The sequence below is a fragment of the Pleurocapsa sp. CCALA 161 genome, from assembly GCF_003003995.1.
Taxonomy (GTDB): Bacteria; Cyanobacteriota; Cyanobacteriia; order Cyanobacteriales; family Xenococcaceae; genus Waterburya.
The window spans coordinates 20,511-40,260 of the sequence record NZ_PVWF01000043.1 but is presented as its reverse complement, the minus strand read 5'-3'; the positions used below and the strand labels follow the sequence as shown (position 1 = coordinate 40,260).

The window sequence follows — 19,750 nt, the reverse complement described above, 5'->3', positions numbered from 1 at the left end:
GATACTCAGTATTTTTGCTTATTCTGAGTTTACATCTCAGCCTTTCTTTGTTTCTAATTTTTTCGTCGAACTCACGTGGTACAGAACAATTTGATATACACTTGTCAGTACCTCTTGTACTGGAATATACAGAGGTTTTACTACGGGAGCTACCAAATATCTACCTAAATCGTGATGAAGTAGATGACCTAATCGATTTCTACTGTGCAGTGGGAGTGCTTCATGAAATTTTCTTCCTTTGGCGACCATTTTTGCGCGACCCAAAAGATGAAATGGTACTGGAGCTTGCAGTCAAAGCAGGATGTGAGATTATAATTACATATAACACCCGTGACTTTGCAGGCGTTGAGCAGTTTGGTCTAAAGCTACTTAAGCCTTCAGAGTTTTTACGCTTGATAGGAAAGCTGCCATGAGTATTGTTCAAGTTCAAATTCCTGACTCATTACATAAAAGTCTGTCCGATCTCGCTGGTCGTGATGGAATTTCTATCGATCAGTTTATATCTACTGCGATCGCGGAAAAGCTTTCAGCTTTGATGACAGAGAATTACCTCAAGGATAGAGCTGGAAGAGGTAATCGGGAAAAGTATGAGGCAATCTTAGCAAAAGTTCCCGATGTGGAACCGGAAGAATATGACAAGATACCGACTGTCTAACAAGCCCGTTGCATACCGACCGTATTGAATTTTCACTTCGATACAATCTAGTTTTTAACGAAATCTTGTATGCTGACTGAACAAAACAAAGCTCTGGTTCTCCAGTTCTACAAAGCATTCGACGATCGCAAGATGGATCGAGCTTTAGAGCTTTTGGCTCCAAATTTTATTGCTCATATGGCGGGGATGCCAGAACCGTTGGACGCAGAAGGGTTCAAGCAGTTTGGGATGGCGTTTTATTTAGCCTTTAGTCAGGGTCAACATGTTTTCGATGAGGTTGTGGTTGCAGACGATAAAGTAGTGACGTGCGGAAGGTTCACTGCAAGACATCTTGGCGAATTCCAGGGTCTTCCGCCAACGGGTAAGCAAATCAGCTTGCCGATCATGCACATTGATCGAGTCGAGGATGGAAAAATCGTGGAGCATTGGGGACAGGGCGATGCACTCGGATTGATGCAGCAGTTAGGAATTGTCTTCTTGCCAGGGCCGAAGCTATTTCCACATATACTGAGAGGTGTTGTAGCCAAACTGTTTAGGAAAGCCTGAAAAAAGTTAACAGCAGCAGGACGTACTTCAAAAAAATTTAACACCTCATGATTAACGTCTAAGTTCGAGTTATAATTTGAAACTGTGTGTTTATAAATCAATAAATTTTATCCTAAAGGATACATTCCGTTATGGCAAAGAAAGCAATGGTAGAGCGGGAAAAAAAGCGCGCTCACTTGATTGAGAAATATGCTGACAAGAGAGCAGAATTAAAAGAACAGTTGCGTACAGCTACTTCTGCTGCTCAAAAACTAGAAATTAGTCGTCAGATCCAAAGATTACCCAGAGATAGCTCTGCTACTCGTAGACGCAATCGTTGTATGTTAACTGGTAGACCTAGAGGTTACTACCGCGATTTTGGTTTATCTCGTAATGTTCTCAGAGAATGGGCGCACGAAGGTTTGCTTCCTGGAGTAGTTAAATCTAGCTGGTAAGCTTTTAACAGAAAGCTATAAGCTGTAGGCCATTGGTGACAAGTTAAGCAAAAAAGAAAAAAGTCAAGTACTACAGATAGTGCTTTATTAATTAAGTAACACTATATGCAGAGCGAGATTAATTTAAAGGCGATCGCTATTTAAGGAATTGGTGTGCATAGAAGATATCTCAAAAGCTGATAGCTAATAGCTATCCTAAAGGATTCCCTTCGGTCAAAGCTAAGAGCTTAAAACTATTTGACAAACAGCGTAGTTTCTTAACTTGTCACGAATGGCTGTAGGCTATAAGTTTCATTAAAGACAGGTCTAAGAGAGACAAACGTTGCATAGTATAACTCTCTCAGACCCTCATTCATGTTTACGTTTTTAGAGATACACTTCTTGCTTAGGCAAAATTAATTCTAGATCCCAGTTTGCTACCTTTTGGGCAATGCGATCGCTATTATCCCAGTCTTTGGCATAAGGTAAAGTACCTATCACAGGCACGTTAGTTAAAGACTGAATTAAACCGATGGGAGTCAAGTCTTCTGTTCTGCCTACTGCTTCTAGTTGCGAACAGTTAAGTATAATTCCTCGCAAATCAATTTTTAAACTACGGGCTAGGGCTACGTTAGCTACAGAATGGGCGATCGCTCCTAGCTTCACAGGTACAACCAAAACAGTAGGTAAGCGCCAATCTCCAGCAATATCCCCAACCGTTAACTCTTCCGTTACAGGAGAACCCAAACCACCCAAAGACTCTAATAACACTAACTGAGACTTTTGCTCTGCTATACTAAATTTTTCCCATACTTCTTTTAAATTAATTTTCCTACCTTCTTTGGCAGCAGCAATAGGGGGAGCTAGAGCTGCCTCAAAACGCAAGGGAGGAACTATTTCGATGCCTGCTACATCAGCAAATAAACGTTGATATAGTTCCACATCCCCAACTCCTGTCTGCATTAACTTAAAAATGCTCAACAGATTTTGCCCATTATTATCTTGATTTAAACGGTATTTTTGCCAGTAGACTGTTAAGGCGATCGTCACAAAAGTTTTCCCTACATCTGTATCTGTACCAGCGATTAATAAGGTCGTCATAATGGCAATTTTAATTAGCTACAGTCTTTTTTAGATTTGCTTTTTTAGAATACCAATATTATTGAACCTAGAAAATCACTCTGGCTTGTGTAAGTAAATTCTACAGTGCATTTTGTGTATGAATTTCCTATACGTATGCGCAGCGGTATTTTAGGAAAAGCTATCTTACCAATGCGAAATATGGGAAAAAAAAGTACAATGTAACCATAAAGATTTAGTATAGAAATAAACAAAAATAAATTAACAAGCTTAAAAAAAGCTAAAATAATTGCAAAATTTTACTTTGATCTTTAATGTTAGTAAAGCTTAACTCTCTTGTTTTAAAACAAATTGTTACTTAACTCTTAATTGGGTGAGTTGGTATTACAACTGCCAAACTATCGCTAATAATCATAATCATAGTAATTCTTACGACTGCCCTGAACTAATTTGAATATATTTGCCGTGAGCCATAGTACTACCTTAATGCCTCAGTCGATGGAGCAGACTCCCTTCTTATCAGACTCCAATCGTCTTAGATTGTTTTCTGGTTCTGCTAATATTCCTCTTGCCAAAGAAGTAGCCCGCTATATAGGCATGGATTTAGGTCCGATGATCCGCAAGCGTTTTGCCGATGGGGAGCTTTACGTTCAAATTCAGGAATCGATTCGTGGAGCGGATGTTTATCTACTTCAACCTTGCTGTAATCCTGGCAACGATAATCTAATGGAGCTAATGATTATGATTGATGCTTGTCGTCGAGCATCTGCCCGCCAGATTACTCCCGTGATTCCCTATTATGGCTATGCTAGAGCAGACCGTAAAACTGCTGGTCGCGAGTCTATTACTGCCAAACTAGTGGCTAATTTGCTTACCGAAGCAGGAGCTAGCAGAATTTTGGCTATGGATTTACACTCAGCGCAAATTCAAGGATATTTTGATATTCCCACAGATCATGTCTATGGCTCTCCAGCTATTCTGCAATATTTGGCAGCGAAGAAATTAGATGATTTAGTGGTAGTTTCTCCTGATGTGGGGGGAGTAGCCAGAGCTAGAGCCTTTGCCAAGAAATTAAACGATGCTCCTTTAGCAATTATTGATAAACGTCGCCAGGCTCATAATGTAGCTGAGGTAATGAATGTGATTGGGGATGTGGCAGGTAAGACAGCTATTTTAGTCGATGACATGATTGATACTGCTGGAACTTTATCTGCAGGGGGTAAATTATTACGAGAACAAGGAGCTAGAGAAATCTACGCCTGTGCTACTCATGCTGTCTTTTCTGGTCCTGCAGTGGCAAGATTATCTGAAGGTATTTTTAAAGAAGTTATTGTTACTAATACAATTCCTATTCCTGAAGCGAAAAAGTTTGAACAGTTAACGGTTCTTTCGGTGGCTAGTCTGCTGGGAGAGGCAATCTGGCGAATTCATGAAGCTAGCTCCGTTAGTAGTATGTTTCGCTAATTAAAATTAAAACTAAATAAATTAATACTCCTGCGATCACCATTAATCATAACTATTGCAGGAGCTTTTCTTTGGCAATTTTCACCTGAAATACAAAAAAGAATGATCAAGCTCAACCCTCCCCCAGTCTATGATACTAAATCTGTCTGGCAAAGGTGATGTTTAATTTCTGCGTAAAAATTTGGTGATGAAATCAGAATAACTAATATTTGCCCTAAAGGATTCCCTACGGTCTCGAAGCTACATACAGCTTATGCGGAGCGGGACGTGGAGCGAAGCGGAGTTGATACTAAAGCCCTAAAGGGTACACTTTCGGATAAGCTCCTTACGTCGCGTCACATTTGCGAAGCTTATCCTTTAGGAAAATGTCCTAAAGGATTCGTTACTTGTTACTTGTTACTCAATTTTTTAAGTAACCTATGTGAAACAAATTTAGTATTAGTCCCCCAGTCATAATACTTGTAGCAAATATGTAAGTTTTTATATTACTCAACTTGTTTAGCTTCAGTATCAGGATATAAAGGTTGATCATTTAAAGTTCCTAATCTATCAGGAGGCCAGAAACGAATTGCTGCCCGACCAATGAGATTTTTCAGGGGCACAAATCCCCAATAATGGGAATCATAGCTGTTGTTGCGATTGTCCCCTAAAACCAAATACTGTCCAGGGGGTACTTTGGTAGGAGGATAGTCATATTCTGGTGGATTGAGAATATACTTTTCATTCAGTTTTTGACCGTTAACGTATACTGCATTATTTTTGACCTCCACTACGTCTCCAGGAATACCAATTACCCTTTTGATAAAAGCTTCCTGATAATTTTCTTTTTTAAGAGCTTCTGTTGGTGAAAAAACTACTACATCCCCCCGTTTAGGTTTGCGAAAATGATAGCTAATTTTTTCGATGATTAAGCGATCGTTGATTTCTAAAGTTGGCAACATCGATTCAGAAGGAATATAGCGAGCTTCCGCTACACAAGCACGAATTCCTATAGCCAAAATTCCAGCAGATACCAGAGTTTTTAAAAGTTCAACTAGAGGATTTTCTTCTTTTTCTGTCATAAGCGCACAGCCTCGAGGATGGAATGATCTGTAATCAATAGAATTGAGAGAAATAAAACAGCTATTCTCTCGAAATTATTCGAGTCTGAATGAGCTGTTGGTGAAGTTGATTCAGTTTTGCTTGCTAAATACAATTATTCAAATAAAGCAATATATAGCTATGGCGATCGCCAATATGAGCAAAAACCCTAAGTTACAAGTTTGAATTAGTTTCTTAGGCTAAACTAGAAAGGGGCTAACCGCCATTGTTAGTAAGGCTATTTTTGGGCAGTCACGTTTTTTAGAGGAATATTCCTCCAAAAAAGCTGACCTTATAAGAGTATTCTTGCCCGAAACGCGCCGTAAAATAATTACTGCTGTTGATTAACTATAAACATCAGTTTTCCAAATTTTCTAGCTCTAATCACAAACTTTACTATTCTAATATGGAACATAAAAATCCTGCTTTGGTTCAAGAACCTCGTTATGAACCAGCAATTGTCATTCCTCTTAAACAAGAGGCTTCTCTTTTGGATTGGTTAAAAGCAAATAACCGTCTGATTCCCCGTGAACCAGTAGAAATTGAAAAAATTAAATCCGATGAAGATCTAGACGTGTTGATGGATGGAGAGGATGATGATTTTGATGAAGATGATTAAATAAATTATCTTGGCGATCCGAAGGCTGCGCGGAGCGTAATTGCTAGTCAGATAGAAGAAAATATTGTTGCTGCAACCAATAGTTTTTGCTATGTTATCGTTCTCAAGTAATTAATCTTCTTAGTAAGTTGGCAAAATTTAATTGTGAATGTTAAACCATTTGATGCCGAGAAACTAATCGCTCCTTCTGGCAAGACGCTGCTACTTTCTCTGACCTGCGTTTTGACTATCGGTGCGATCGCCACTGAATACACTTCTCTCTCTTTAGAACAGTTTAGTTTACTCTGCCCCCTGCTCGTCTGTACAGTTGTTAGCGCTTTGCTGGGAATAGTCATCATTCCTCTGCTCAATCGGTTAAAAACAGGACAAATCGTCCAAGAAGATGGTCCTCAGGCTCACTTAAAAAAAGCAGGAACTCCGACGATGGGGGGAATTTTTTTTGTTCCAGTAGCAGTGGTTGTGAGTTTACTCTGGGTCAATTTTAGCGATGACAAAAGCGCTCAGACAGTGGGGATTACCCCAGAGTTAATTGCCGTTTGTTTGGTGACTTTAGGTTATGGCTTAATCGGGTGGATTGATGACTGGCAAGTATTACGGCGGAAATCTAATCAAGGCATTTCTCCTCGCCTCAAACTAACTCTGCAAATAGTTTTTGGGGCATTCTTTTCCCTGTGGCTGTTTTGGTACAAGTCTGCGGCGATCGCCACTATTAGTCTCCCAGGAGGATTAAATCTTGCCACAGGATGGCTATTTTTACCTTTAGCAGTCTTTGTCTTAGCAGCAGAAAGTAACGCGACTAATTTGACGGATGGGGTAGATGGTTTAGCAGCGGGAACAGGAGGGATCGCTTTTTTAGGTCTAGGGGCAGTTCTAGGACTAGATTACCCAGATCTGGCAATTTTTTGTGTCTGTTTTAGTGGTAGCTGCTTAGGATTTTTGGTACATAATCGTAACCCCGCCAGGGTGTTCATGGGGGATACGGGTTCTCTAGCTTTAGGAGGCGCATTAGCTGCGGTAGGGCTTAGTAGCAATAATCTTTGGGCTTTGTTTTTAATTAGTGGTCTGTTCTTCGTCGAATCTCTTTCTGTCATTGCTCAGGTTGCTTATTTTAAAGCCACCAAGGGAGCAGATGGCAAGGGTAAACGCCTGTTTAAAATGGCTCCAATTCATCATCATTTTGAACTTAGTGGCTGGAATGAAACCCAAGTGGTAGGGGTATTTTATTTAGTTAATGTTTTGCTCGTCGCGATCGCTTATTTATCAAATAGCTCTAAGCTTTAAGCTCTAAGCCAAACGAGTTCAAGACACCCTTTAAAGATCTCAAGCTAAATGCCTGGGTCTTTTTTTTCGTTTTACAAGTGTTACTCATCCGATATATTCTATGTTTGAGATGTTTGAGCAATTATTTCTTGGAAGGAGAAATGTATGAGTGAGAAAACGATTATTCTTGGCATAGTTGGTGATAGTGCAGCAGGGAAAACGACTTTAACCAAGGGAATTGCTCAAGTATTGGGAGAAGATAAGGTGACGATCATCTGTACTGATGATTACCATCGTTATGACCGCGCCCAGCGGGCAAAAATGGGAATTTCCGCTCTCCACCCCGACTGCAACTATTTAGACATCATTGAGCAGCATCTAACACTATTAAGAGCAGGACAAGCTATCCTTAAGCCAATTTATAACCACTCGACAGGAGAGTTCGATCCGCCAGAATATATTGAACCGCGTAAATATGTTATTGTCGAAGGCTTGTTAGGCTATTCTACTCGCCAAATGCGCGATAGCTATGACGTTAAAACTTATCTTGCTCCCCCAGAATCTCTACGTGCCACTTGGAAAATTAAACGGGATACTCGTAAAAGAGGTTACAACGAAGAACAGGTAATGGAGCAATTGCGTCAAAGAGAGCCAGATTCAGAAGCTTTTATCCGTCCTCAACGTGAATGGGCAGATATGGTTGTTTCTTTTTATCCTCCAGAAGAAAATTTGGGTAACGATTTATTACTGAATGTCAATCTGATTTTACGTCCTACTATTCCTCACCCAGAACTGAGTAGAATTCTTAATGCTCAGGGAAATCATTTAGGTGAGGCCATTCGCTTAGGTTTGAGCCGCGATATGGGTAAACCTGTGGATATTTTGGAAATAGATGGACATGCCACTATGGAACAGGTTAGAGAGTTAGAAAAAATGATGTGTAGTGACGTGCCTTATCTGGGTCAATTCTGTAGTTTGGAAGGAAACCAAGAGCTAGGAAAACTGGTAGGAACTACAGGAGAAACCTTACAGAGCTATCCTTTGGCTTTGACTCAGTTGCTGATTACCTATCATATGCTTAAAGCAGCATCCTGACTTAATTAGTTTAAAGTAGCGATCTCGCAATTTAATTCAATCTCTTCAGAACTAAGGTGTAACTTTTTGCCACCCCACAATTTTATTACCCAGTCGAAAAATCATCGAATCTGCCAAACTCAATTCGGCGATCGCCTGAGACAAAGAACGTGCTTGTTCTTTGTCAATATTAAATAAGTGAGGGCAATTGACAAAATCTAAGCACACAACTGTAGAACGACCCCAAGATTCACGAAAAATTCGGCAGTCTTGAGGTAAAAATCCCGCTAATGAACGGAATCTAGCTAAGGCAGCCTGCTCAAAATCGGCACTAGTGCTGTTAAGTGGTGTCATGATTTAGACTCCTGCATTTTTCTTAAAATAAACCTCAAATCAATTTCCAACTTAGGAATCATCGCGATAGTAGCTGAACAATCACATAACCTTCAGTAGCAAGAAATGCAATATCATGATCATGGATAATCGAAGGCTACAAAAAGCTTTGGTATGACAACCCGTATTCGAGCCTGTCTTTGATTAAACAATAGCTTTTGGCGCTTTTTATAGATTAACATCAACCTTTTTGCACATGTTGCCGATAAGTTGTTACTTAATAAAAATTTCTAATCTGTTTTCTGGCAAATTAACTAGAGCAATACGTACTCAAGTTAAGACATTTACTACCTACTATCTAGGTCAGCTTTTTTGTATACCACAAGGGTACAACGTGAAGCTTCATACGGTCGGCTTTTGGGTAAGAAGATTCTTACCCAAAACGCGACCTACAAAAAACGTGACCGTACTACCTACTACCTACTACCTACGAACAGTTAACTGAACTTGTCCTAATCTAACTTTGTATGGCTATAGTTTCTAGCTTGAGACTCTAAGTTCAAAGTTCAAAAAAAACAAGAAAAAGTTTATCTTGAAAATCTGATGAAGCAATTTAAGAGACTAGCTGAACTATATAAAAGCACCCTACTTGATAATGTTTTGCCCTTTTGGTCAAAGCATTCACTCGATCGCCAATATGGAGGATATTTTACCTGTTTAGATCGAGCAGGAAATGTCTATGATAGCGATAAGTTCATCTGGCTACAAAACCGCCAGGTATGGACTTATTCCATGTTTTACAATCGTCTGGAAAAAAGATCCCAATGGCTCGATATTGCCCGTCATGGTGCTGAGTTTTTGGCAAAATATGGTCGAGATGAAGAAGGTAACTGGTATTTTGCGCTAGACCGCCAAGGAAAGCCTTTGGTGCAGCCTTATAATATATTTTCTGATTGTTTTGCCGCGATGGCTTTTAGTCAATATGCCTTAGCTTCGGGGGATGAGTCGGCACAAGAGATTGCTTTGCAAGCATACAATAACGTGTTGCGTCGTCAGCATAATCCCAAGGGTAAATATAATAAAGCTTATCCAGGAACGCGATCGCTAAAAAGTTTAGCCATACCAATGATCTTAGCAAATCTTTCTTTAGAAATGGATTGGCTACTTGGAGATAGTGAGTTCGAGGCAATTCTTGAGCGCACAGTGCAAGAAGTGATGCAGGATTTTCGCGATCTTGAAACAGGATTAATGTATGAAAATGTTACCCCTGAAGGCGAACATCTAGATTGTTTTGACGGTAGATTAATTAATCCTGGTCATGGTATTGAAGCGATGTGGTTTGTGATGGATATTGCCCATCGTCGCCAAGATTTGGATTTAATCAATCAGGCAGTTGATGTGGTGATTAGTACTTTAGAGTTTGGTTGGGATCAAGAATATCAGGGTATTTATTATTTGATGGATGCACAAGGACATCCTCTCCAGCAACTAGAGTGGGATCAAAAATTGTGGTGGGTACACTTGGAAACTTTAGTAGCATTACTAATGGGTTTTAATCTGACTGGCAGAGCAGAATGTTTAGAGTGGTTTGAGCAAGTTCATAACTACACTTGGAATCATTTTTCCGATTCTGAATATGGTGAATGGTTTGGCTATTTAAACTGTCGAGGAGAATTATTACTAAATCTTAAAGGTGGAAAATGGAAGGGCTGTTTTCATGTTCCTCGGGCGTTATATTTATGCTGGCAACAGTTAGAAAATTTAGATTCTTCATCAGAATAGTTACTACTTTGATACATTTGACGTAAATTCTTTATGAAATTTAAATTTGTCTTCCAATACAAAACACTTATAATTTTTAAGTCGACAAAAACAAAAATAAGAAAACTTTTAAATTTAGTAGGATTATAGAATCATGGTTAGAAGAGGAACAGAAGCAGCAGGCGGATTTTTATCTGGCTTTCGCGACTTTATTATGCGTGGTAATGTGATTGATTTAGCAGTTGCCGTAATTATCGGTGCTGCATTCAGCAAAATTGTTGATTCGTTAGTCGCCGATATTATTACGCCTGTAATCTTAAATCCCGCAATGAAGGCTGCTGGAGTCAAAAGATTAGCTGAACTATCTGCTGGAGGAGTTCAATATGGTTTATTTTTAGCGGCAGTTCTCAACTTTTTAGTGATTGCGTTTTGTATTTATGTACTGGTGCAAGCATTTGAGAAAGCTAAAAAACGTCTAATTCGTCAAGAGGCTATAGCAGAAGAAGAAACAGTTGATGCGACTCTGGTTGCTCAGGAAAGACTTACTGGGGCAATTGAGCGTTTAACTAACGTAATGGAAACAAGGTAAAGAAGTAAAGCTATTAGCTGTTAGCCAATAGAAATAAGGCTTAGTTCTTCGGGGTAAATTGGCGATCGCCAATTTACCCTTATTTTATTAAGGCATCAATAAAGTTTAAACTGAAAGCTACTTATCCTTGCCCATGAGGAAAAACTCAAATGGATATAATTCTCTGCCATCAAACCGTCGATTTCGATGCCTTGGGGTCAGCAATTGGTTTATCTCTGCTCAAAAGAGCCAAGATCGTGCTAACTGGTGGCGCACATCCTGCGGTGAAGAAATTTTTGGCACTATATCGAGATGAGTTTGACTTTGCCGAGATGCGGAGTATTTATCCAGAAACGATCGCGACTATCTATATCGTTGATACTCAAAAAAGCGATCGCCTGGGAACAGCAGCAGCATGGTTAAATTTGCCTACTGTGCAGCGGATTGAAGTATTCGATCATCATTTAGATGTCACCTCAGATATTGCGGTGACAGAATTACATGCCGAAGCGGTAGGCGCAATTACCACCTACATTGTCGAGCTATTACAGCAGCAACAGATTACCCTGTCTCCTTTTGAAGCGACAGCAATAGCTTTAGGGATTTATGTGGATACAGGGTCGTTGACTTTTGAACAGACAACTCCTCGTGATGCCAAAGCGATCGCCTGGTTACTGGAACAGTCAGCTAATATTGCCATGATTGCTGAATATAATGAGCCTGGGTTAAACCATCAGCTTCAGGAATTGTTGAAAGATGCTCTCCATAATTTACAGCGTACTGATGTTCAGGGTTATACAGTTGCCTCCGTCTTGTTGCAGACAGATAAGTTTGTCCATGGTTTGTCTACGCTAACAGCCAGGCTAATTGAGCTAACGGAAAGCGACGCGATCTTGCTAGGTCATCAATATCAAAAGAGCAAGGGTCAAAAGCTAGTGGTGATTGGGCGATCGCGTTTGACAGAAACGAATCTCAATGAACTATTTACGCCTTTTGGTGGTGGTGGTCACGCTCAAGCTGCTTCTATGTCTATGACCACAGATGAGCCTCAGCAGATTTTTAAGGAGTTATTAACTCAACTAATTAATCAAATTCCTCAACCCCCTACCGCCAGAGATTTAATGTCTTCTCCTGTGAGGACAATTCGCCCTGACACAACGATTAAAGAAGCGCAAAGAACTTTATTACGCTATGGTCATTCTGGGCTGTCGGTAGTAGATGAAAGCGATCGCCTAGTGGGCATTATCTCCCGTCGGGATCTAGATTTAGCGATTCATCACGGCTTTGATCGTTCTCCCGTTAAAGGCTACATGAGTCGCAACCTCAGAACCATTGCACCTGATACCCCCTTGCCTGAAATACAATCAGTGATGGTGACTTATGATATAGGGAGACTACCGGTAATTGAAGCGGGAGAGTTAATTGGAATTGTCACTCGCACTGATGTGTTACGTCAGCTTCACGATCAGACCCCTCAAAACCCAAGGAATCCTGAGCAGAAAAGCCTCACCTCTCATTTTTTGTCTACTCTGCAAAATCGCCTAGAACCTTCTATTTGGCAACTACTCCAGCAAGTTACTTTCTCTGCCCAAGAACGAGGCTGGAATCTTTATCTAGTTGGCGGTGGTGTGCGCGATGTTCTACTCACTAGCGACTGGGAATCTTTATTGTTGCAGGATATCGATCTAGTGGTGGATGGTTATCATCGTTCCATGGATGCTCAAGCAGGAGTGGAATTAGCCTCGGTAATTGAGCAGATGTATCCCCAAGTCAAGGTGACAATTCATGGAGAGTTTCAAACCGCAGCTTTGACTTGGCATCAAGATCCAGTTTTGGGCAATCTTTTAATGGATATTGCTACCGCTCGTACTGAATTTTACCCCTATCCCGCAGCTAACCCTCAGGTTGAGGCTAGTTCCATTCGTCAGGACTTATACCGCCGAGATTTTACGATTAATGCTTTAGCAGTGCGCCTAACTCCCCCTAAACGAGGTGAATATTCCCGTAAAGGAGATTTATTAGACTTTTTTGGTGGTTTACTAGATTTGCGATCGCGTCAGATTCGAGTACTTCACGCCAATAGCTTTATTGAAGATCCCACTAGAATTTATCGCGCCGTCAGATTTGCTGTGCGTCTTGGTTTTACGATTGAACCCCAGACAGAAGAATATATTCGCTATGCCATTGATAATCAAATATACGATCAGTTAAGACTTAGCGAAGCTGATCGCAACGAAAATCGCCAAACTCCCGCTTTAACTACTAGACTGAGGGCGGAATTGAAGTATATTCTCCAGTCTAATTATTGGCAGCCAGCCCTTAAGCTGCTCGACCAACTCAATGCATTAACCTGTTTAGATCGAGATTTAAGTTTAACTCCCACTTTAAATCGAGAACTACACTTAGTTTCTAAGTGGTTGATTTTATTTGAACCAAAAGCGAGCGAGCATTGGTTAATTAGATTAGAAACCTTGATTGCTCATCTATCTCCTAAGTCTAGAATAATAGTGGCAGAAAATCTACAATTACCTAAAGATAGTCTCCAGCGATTAGAACAGCTAGAAATATGGGAAACACGACTAGCAGGTCGGCTAGCCAAAACTCAGCTTAATAGTCAAATTTATCAGCTATTATATCCTTATAAGTTTTTACAATTAATTTTATTTGCAGCCAAAAGTAAGCTCAAGAATCGTCGTCGAATTTGGCTGTATTTAACTAATTTATCTCAAGTAAAACCATTATTAAATGGTAACGATTTAAAAACCCTGGGTTTTAAACCAGGGCCATTATATAAACAGATTTTAGATGATATTTTAAATAAAACTCTGGATCACCAAATTAGCGATCGCACTATGGCGATCGAGTATGTAAAATCTAAATATTAATCAAGTATTAGTCTGGATATATGGTGACTGAAGTGGGATTATTATCTACTTTTAAGATAACATCTTGCATATCAAAAGCAGGACTGTTGCGATCGGTTGTCCCCAACTCAACTAAAAATAATTCTTCGTAATTGTTTAAACCACTAAGTAAAGTTTTGACAGAATCCTGTTCATAAACTCCAGCTATGTTGGGTAGTTGACTATCAGGTGTTAACGCCATTTCCGTAGGAGTGCGTAAATTGCATCGAGTGTTATTATCAATGATTGTATACTGAAAATCTAAGTCGTTGACAGAGCCAACAGGTATTAAGGCTCGTTCATTAACCTTCATTGTTTTAACTAACTGTTCTTGATGATAAACATCAACTTGAATATTTAAAAAGCTGCCACCTGCACCACATTGAATTTGAGATGCTAAATATAAAAGTTCAATCATAGTAATAAAAAATATTTAATTAAAGTTTTTGTTTGGATCAGTAAAATTATTTAAAAAATAACTATTTGACTCGTAATGAAGATTGATTACTTACTATAATTACTTACCTATAAAGTTATTAGGTAAACTTTAGATGAAAAGTTTGTTTGTTTATTTTAAGCTAGGATAAATTACTGTTAATAGGTCAAAAAAAGTTTTTATTTCTAGTAGTTAATCCTAGAATTTATTAATATGAAACCAGCTCGCCTAAAAATGTTGGTAATAGCAACCACAAGTTCAACGCCACAATAAGTAGTCGTACAAAATAAATTTCCTAACAGACGCTGATTTTAACAAGACAAAATAACGTTAAGATAATTAAGAACTATTAAGCACTACTAAGCCCTGTTTGTATGTCTTCTTCCAGCAATGGTATTCAAGATAACGGTAATAATATCGAGGTTAAACCTGCTTCTATTGAAGAAAATATGATTCGTATCAAAGGTGCTAGACAGCATAATTTAAAAAATATTGATCTAGAGTTACCTCGCAATAAACTGATTGTCTTTACTGGTGTTTCTGGTTCGGGCAAATCTTCTCTAGCGTTTGATACGATTTTTGCGGAAGGACAAAGAAGGTATGTAGAATCTCTCAGTGCATACGCTCGTCAGTTTTTAGGTCAGTTAGACAAGCCTGATGTCGATGCGATTGAAGGCTTGAGTCCAGCTATTTCTATCGATCAAAAGTCTACTTCTCATAATCCGCGTTCAACAGTGGGTACTGTGACGGAAATTTATGATTATCTAAGATTACTATTTGGTCGGGCAGGAGAACCTCACTGTCCTAAGTGCGATCGCTCAATCATACCGCAGACAATTGATGAAATGTGCGATCGCATTATGGAACTGCCCGATCAGACTAAATTTATGGTGCTTGCTCCTGTGGTACGTAGTAAAAAAGGCACTCACAAACAGTTGCTTTCCAGTTTGGCAACTCAAGGTTTTGTCAGGGTTCGAGTTGACGGTAAAGTATTCCAACTAGATGACAATATTGATTTAGATAAAAACCACAAACATGACCTTGATGTGGTAGTAGATCGCTTAGTTAAAAAACCAGGCATTCAAGAGCGTCTGGCAGATTCTTTAGGCACTTGTTTAAAACTATCCGATGGCATCGCCGAAATTGAAATTATTCCCGCTGCTGATACTCAGCAAAAGCCAGACAGCATCACTTTTTCCGAGAATTTTGCCTGTCCCGAACATGGTGCTGTGATTGAAGAACTATCTCCCCGTTTATTTTCTTTTAATTCTCCCTACGGTGCTTGTCCTGACTGTCACGGCTTAGGAAGTCATCGCACTTTCTCGGCTGAATTAGTAGTTCCCGATCCCCAACAACCAGTATATAGTGCGATCGCGCCTTGGTCGGATAAAGATAATTCTTACTATCTTTCTTTGTTACATGGTGTGGGACAGGCTTTTGGCTTTGAGATTCAAACTAAGTGGTCTGATCTAACTTTAGAACAGCAAGATGTAATTCTTCATGGCGCATCAGAAGCAGTTTACTTCCAGTCCGATAGCCGTGGCGGACAGCCCAAAGGTTATCATCGCCACTATTCGGGCGCATTAAAAATGCTACAGCGCAACTATCAAGAAACTAACTCTGATGCGCTCAAAACCAAGTTAGAGCAGTACTTAATCGATCAACCTTGTGACACCTGTAATGGTCAGCGTCTTAAGCCAGCTTCTTTATCCGTCAGCTTGGGACAGTATCGCATTAATGATTTAGCAGGAGTACCCATTCGGGAATGTTTGGAGCGAGTAAACCATCTTCAGCTAACCAATCGTCAGGCATTAATTGGCGAATTAGCCCTTAAAGAAATTCGCTCACGGCTACAGTTTTTGTTGGATGTAGGATTAGATTACCTTACCCTAGACCGCGCTGCTATGACCCTTTCAGGTGGAGAAGCGCAGCGAATTCGTCTGGCTACCCAGATCGGTGCAGGATTAACGGGAGTACTTTATGTATTGGATGAACCAAGTATCGGTTTGCATCAGCGGGATAATGAAAAACTACTCGGTACGCTCAGAAGACTAAGAGATTTGGGTAACACCTTGATTGTCGTGGAACATGACGAAGATACTATTCGAGCTGCGGATAGTTTAGTAGATATTGGGCCAAAAGCAGGAGTCCATGGGGGCAACATTGTAGTTCAGGGAGATCTTGACGATCTAATTAAGTCTGAAGCTTCGCTGACAGGGGCATATTTATCTGGTAGAAAGCTAATTGCTACTCCAGACACCAGAAGAAAGGGAAAAGCCGTGGGCATTACTCTCAAAGACTGCTATCAAAATAACCTACAGCATCTTGATGTTGAAATTCCTTTGGGTAATTTTGTCTGTATCACGGGAGTATCAGGCTCAGGGAAGTCTACCCTAGTTAATGAACTATTACATCCTGCTTTAAAGCATCATCTCAACAAAAAAGTTCCTTTTCCCAAACAGCTTGGTGAGGTTCAGGGTTTACAGGCAATTGATAAAGTAATTACTATCGATCAATCTCCCATTGGTCGCACTCCTCGTTCTAATGCCGCCACCTATACAGGAGTATTTGATGCCATTCGCACTGTATTCACCGAAACTATTGAAGCTAAAGCTAGAGGCTATAAAGCGGGCAGATTTTCTTTTAACGTCAAGGGCGGGCGTTGTGAAGCCTGTAGCGGTCAGGGAGTGAACGTCATTGAAATGAATTTCTTGCCTGATGTTTATGTTCAGTGCGATGTTTGTAAAGGAGCAAGATACAACCGTGAAACTTTGCAGGTCAAGTATAAAAACTATTCAATCGCCGATGTTTTAGATATGACGGTGGAAGAAGCGTTAGAGAATTTTCAAAACATTCCCCGCGCTGCTAGTAAACTACAAACTTTAGTGGATGTTGGTTTGGGCTATATCAAGCTAGGACAGCCAGCACCAACTCTTTCTGGAGGAGAGGCACAGCGGGTGAAGCTAGCCTCAGAATTATCGCGTCGCGCCACAGGAAAAACCCTTTATTTAATTGATGAACCAACTACAGGCTTGTCATTCTATGATGTTCATCATCTGTTAAACGTTTTACAACGTCTAGTAGATAAAGGTAATTCCTTGATTGTCATTGAGCATAATTTGGACGTGATTCGCTGTTCTGACTGGATTATCGATCTAGGGCCTGAAGGGGGCGACCAAGGAGGTCAAATCATTGCTACGGGTACACCAGAGGAGGTGGCAAAGAACCCCAAATCTTATACGGGACAATATCTCAAACAGGTATTACAACGTTATCCTGCTACTGCTAACCTGAATTAAGATTGTATTATGATGAAATAATATTTACAAGTACAAATAAATGACATGAATGTTGTGAATGTCGAACAGCAACTTTTAACCAAAATTGAAGCCTTCTCTTTTGATCAACCTGGTACTAATTTTGCTTTTAGTCAACGTTTAGCCAAGGAAAATGGCTGGGACATTGAGTATACTAATCGGGTTATCCAAGAATATCGAAAATTTGTTTTCTTGGCGGTAGTTGCAGGACATATGGTTACACCATCAGAACAAGTAGACCAAGTTTGGCATTTACATCTTACCTATACTCATTCCTATTGGGATGAATTTTGTCCGAATGTCTTGGGACAACCTTTACATCATCAGCCTACACAAGGAGGCAAATTAGAACAGATTAAATATCATGATTCATATCATCAAACTTTAGTTAGTTATACGAATATTTTTGATCATCAGCCACCTGAAGATATTTGGTCATCTCCAGAAAATCGTTTTGGTAAAGATTTAATTTTTAAGCGAGTTAATACAGAAGAAAATTGGATTATTGCCAAACCACATCTATCTTTGGCAAGTATTACCAAGAAGATTGATTTTGTATTTAGTAAACAAGCCACAGCAATTATTTCAATATTTTTGGGGCTATTGATACTTTTTGGGGTTGCATTACCTGGATTTGCCAACGATTATCCTTTTTACTGGGACTTTTTAAATGTTAATCTCGATCTTCAAGATAACGGCGATTTATTAGTAACAGAAACACAAAAATATGTTTTTAATGAACAACATTCTCCTGAACATTATCGATTTATCAAGTTAGATCGGGTTAAAGAAATTAAAGATGTTCAAGTATTTGAAAATGACCATCTTTTACCAATAGAAACTGCTACTGAAGGCGATCGCTTTTGGATTAAGTGGCAAGAATATTTAAATGATCTAGATACTCATACTTTTATTTTAAAATATCGTGCCATTGGCGCAACTATCAATAATTATGGAGCAGATCAACTAAACTGGAAAGCAATTTTTCCCAAAAGAGATGCACCAATCAATAATGCAGAAATCGTAGTTAATCTACCTGAATCTTTAGTAGGCAAAGTCAGAAATTACTATAGTATTGGAGGGGATTTTAATACTAGTTTAATAGGTGATCGCACAATTAAATTTAATTCTCTTCGGTCTTTATTGCCAGGAGAAGCTTCACTGATCAAAGTTACTTTTTTAGGTAATTTTTTAAACTTAAGTCCAATTAATCATTCATCTGCTAAAAATTCAACATTTTTCTTAGTTTTTGTTGCCTTGATGATCTTACTTTCGGTCATTATTTTTATTATTTCCAGTTTATCTACTACAGTTGATCTTCAACCTGAATCAAAATCAAAATCAAAATCCCGTAAAACTAGCAGTAGTGGTTCTGATAGTTTTGGTGGTTGCGGAGGTGGTTGCGGAGGTGGTTGCGGAGGCGGTTGCGGAGGCGGTTGTGGAGGTGGTGGTTAAGATGATCAGATCGATTCTCCAGGCGTTGCATCTGTGTGAGGCGATCTGATCGGGTTATCTATTTACTTTTTCTCGAAGATCCACTCTTGGTATTTACGCGGTGCATTCTTTAATGCTTCTATTATTTCAGTGTTGTCCTTAAACTCAACCTGAGATAGATGAGATGTCTCTACATAAAATTTGACCTTATATTCAGTAAAACACCAAGGAGTAACTGTTAATGAGTTCTCATCAGACTTAGCAATATAGTATTTTTGACCATCAGGACCATCGTTTATTTCTAGCTTACGGTTATTATCGGGAATTTGCTGCTGACATAAAATTAGAGACAGGCGATCGCACCATTTCATAAACTGGTAGTCAGAATTGGCTTCTTTTTGGGTTACGCCTAATTCTTTGCGCCACAGTTTTTGTAACCTTTCTTGTTCCTTGACAAATTGAGCAATATCTTCGGAATCGCTACCTTGATTTAAAAAACAGGTGTGCATTGAAGTTAATAAAGCGACCCAACGTCCGCGATATAACGCTTCATCAATATGCTTATTTAGCTTCTCCACCGATGTTTGTCCTTCTAAAGTAAAATCTTTGGGCGCACCAGCCTCGCTTAACATATCTTCTTCCCATTCCTTTTCTAGATCGTCATGATGAGAAATAGCAGCAATAGTATCGGTAATGCGTAGAGGTGAATCCGCTTGATTCCAATGTGCCGCGATTTGGGCTGCGAGTAGAGCATGGGCGCGATGATAAATAATTTCCCAGCCGTCCGCTTTCATGTTTACGATCATG

Annotated in this window: 18 protein-coding genes; 13 read left to right on the top strand and 5 right to left on the bottom strand. The window is 39.6% G+C overall.

Annotated features, from left to right (window positions below):
- Positions 1 to 14 precede the first annotated feature (14 nt).
- The 4 genes from C7B62_RS12275 (at position 15) to rpsN (ending at position 1,635) form a co-directional block, all read left to right on the top strand.
- Complete coding sequence (locus C7B62_RS12275) at positions 15 to 413, top strand: putative toxin-antitoxin system toxin component, PIN family (protein WP_370303934.1); 399 nt, start codon at positions 15 to 17, stop codon at positions 411 to 413.
- The gene (locus C7B62_RS12270) at positions 410 to 655 is read left to right on the top strand and encodes a toxin-antitoxin system HicB family antitoxin (RefSeq protein ID WP_106236409.1); all 246 of its coding nucleotides are present in this window, start codon (positions 410 to 412) and stop codon (positions 653 to 655) included. Before C7B62_RS12275 ends, C7B62_RS12270 begins: the two co-directional genes overlap by 4 nt.
- Positions 656 to 724: 69 nt before the next feature.
- On the top strand, positions 725 to 1,201 hold the full coding sequence (locus tag C7B62_RS12265; protein ID WP_106236407.1) for an ester cyclase: 477 nt from the start codon (positions 725 to 727) through the stop codon (positions 1,199 to 1,201).
- Positions 1,202 to 1,332: 131 nt separating this feature from the next.
- Positions 1,333 to 1,635 (top strand): 30S ribosomal protein S14, encoded by a 303-nt coding sequence (gene rpsN / locus C7B62_RS12260; RefSeq protein ID WP_106236405.1) that lies wholly within the window; start codon positions 1,333 to 1,335, stop codon positions 1,633 to 1,635.
- Between the two features lie 366 nt (positions 1,636 to 2,001).
- Here rpsN and bioD read toward each other — a convergent pair whose 3' ends face one another.
- The gene (gene bioD / locus C7B62_RS12255) at positions 2,002 to 2,715 is read right to left on the bottom strand and encodes a dethiobiotin synthase (protein ID WP_106236400.1); all 714 of its coding nucleotides are present in this window, start codon (positions 2,713 to 2,715) and stop codon (positions 2,002 to 2,004) included.
- Positions 2,716 to 3,180: 465 nt separating this feature from the next.
- On the opposite strand from bioD, the gene C7B62_RS12250 reads away from it, so the two are divergent.
- Complete coding sequence (locus C7B62_RS12250; protein ID WP_233219938.1) at positions 3,181 to 4,158, top strand: ribose-phosphate pyrophosphokinase; 978 nt, start codon at positions 3,181 to 3,183, stop codon at positions 4,156 to 4,158.
- A 485-nt stretch (positions 4,159 to 4,643) separates the two neighbouring features.
- On the opposite strand, the gene lepB is transcribed toward C7B62_RS12250, so the two are convergent.
- Entirely contained in the window at positions 4,644 to 5,219 is a 576-nt protein-coding gene (gene lepB, locus C7B62_RS12245) for a signal peptidase I (RefSeq protein WP_106236395.1), read from the bottom strand.
- Positions 5,220 to 5,644: 425 nt separating this feature from the next.
- Here lepB and C7B62_RS12240 point away from each other — a divergent pair, with 425 nt between their 5' ends.
- The 3 genes from C7B62_RS12240 to C7B62_RS12230 all read left to right on the top strand — a co-directional run bounded on the left by C7B62_RS12240 (position 5,645) and on the right by C7B62_RS12230 (position 8,212).
- A complete protein-coding gene (locus tag C7B62_RS12240) occupies positions 5,645 to 5,857 on the top strand; it encodes a DUF3134 domain-containing protein (RefSeq protein ID WP_106236393.1) in 213 nt (70 codons plus the stop codon).
- A gap of 144 nt (positions 5,858 to 6,001) precedes the next feature.
- On the top strand, positions 6,002 to 7,138 hold the full coding sequence (gene mraY, locus C7B62_RS12235; protein ID WP_199194168.1) for a phospho-N-acetylmuramoyl-pentapeptide-transferase: 1,137 nt from the start codon (positions 6,002 to 6,004) through the stop codon (positions 7,136 to 7,138).
- Positions 7,139 to 7,282: 144 nt separating this feature from the next.
- Positions 7,283 to 8,212, top strand: a complete 930-nt coding sequence (locus C7B62_RS12230; RefSeq protein ID WP_106236387.1) for a phosphoribulokinase — start codon at positions 7,283 to 7,285, stop codon at positions 8,210 to 8,212.
- A 51-nt stretch (positions 8,213 to 8,263) separates the two neighbouring features.
- Here C7B62_RS12230 and C7B62_RS12225 read toward each other — a convergent pair whose 3' ends face one another.
- Complete coding sequence (locus C7B62_RS12225) at positions 8,264 to 8,545, bottom strand: hypothetical protein (RefSeq protein ID WP_106236385.1); 282 nt, start codon at positions 8,543 to 8,545, stop codon at positions 8,264 to 8,266.
- Between the two features lie 582 nt (positions 8,546 to 9,127).
- Between C7B62_RS12225 and C7B62_RS12220 the strand changes: the two genes are divergently transcribed.
- The 3 genes from C7B62_RS12220 (at position 9,128) to C7B62_RS12210 (ending at position 13,738) form a co-directional block, all read left to right on the top strand.
- Complete coding sequence (locus C7B62_RS12220; RefSeq protein ID WP_233219936.1) at positions 9,128 to 10,306, top strand: AGE family epimerase/isomerase; 1,179 nt, start codon at positions 9,128 to 9,130, stop codon at positions 10,304 to 10,306.
- Positions 10,307 to 10,439: 133 nt separating this feature from the next.
- Positions 10,440 to 10,874, top strand: coding sequence for a large conductance mechanosensitive channel protein MscL (mscL, locus tag C7B62_RS12215; protein ID WP_106236381.1), 435 nt, complete (start codon positions 10,440 to 10,442; stop codon positions 10,872 to 10,874).
- A gap of 149 nt (positions 10,875 to 11,023) precedes the next feature.
- The gene (locus C7B62_RS12210) at positions 11,024 to 13,738 is read left to right on the top strand and encodes a CBS domain-containing protein (RefSeq protein ID WP_106236379.1); all 2,715 of its coding nucleotides are present in this window, start codon (positions 11,024 to 11,026) and stop codon (positions 13,736 to 13,738) included.
- 7 nt (positions 13,739 to 13,745) lie between these two features.
- Here the strand turns inward: C7B62_RS12210 and C7B62_RS12205 are convergent, their stop codons facing one another.
- Positions 13,746 to 14,174 (bottom strand): hypothetical protein, encoded by a 429-nt coding sequence (locus C7B62_RS12205; RefSeq protein WP_106236377.1) that lies wholly within the window; start codon positions 14,172 to 14,174, stop codon positions 13,746 to 13,748.
- 467 nt (positions 14,175 to 14,641) lie between these two features.
- Between C7B62_RS12205 and uvrA the strand changes: the two genes are divergently transcribed.
- Together uvrA and C7B62_RS12195 are read left to right on the top strand one after the other, a co-directional pair.
- Complete coding sequence (uvrA, locus tag C7B62_RS12200) at positions 14,642 to 17,491, top strand: excinuclease ABC subunit UvrA (RefSeq protein ID WP_106236415.1); 2,850 nt, start codon at positions 14,642 to 14,644, stop codon at positions 17,489 to 17,491.
- 45 nt (positions 17,492 to 17,536) lie between these two features.
- Complete coding sequence (locus tag C7B62_RS12195) at positions 17,537 to 18,964, top strand: DUF2207 domain-containing protein (RefSeq protein ID WP_106236375.1); 1,428 nt, start codon at positions 17,537 to 17,539, stop codon at positions 18,962 to 18,964.
- A gap of 62 nt (positions 18,965 to 19,026) precedes the next feature.
- On the opposite strand, the gene C7B62_RS12190 is transcribed toward C7B62_RS12195, so the two are convergent.
- Complete coding sequence (locus C7B62_RS12190) at positions 19,027 to 19,749, bottom strand: DUF3891 family protein (RefSeq protein ID WP_106236373.1); 723 nt, start codon at positions 19,747 to 19,749, stop codon at positions 19,027 to 19,029.
- Between the last annotated feature and the right edge of the window lies 1 nt (position 19,750).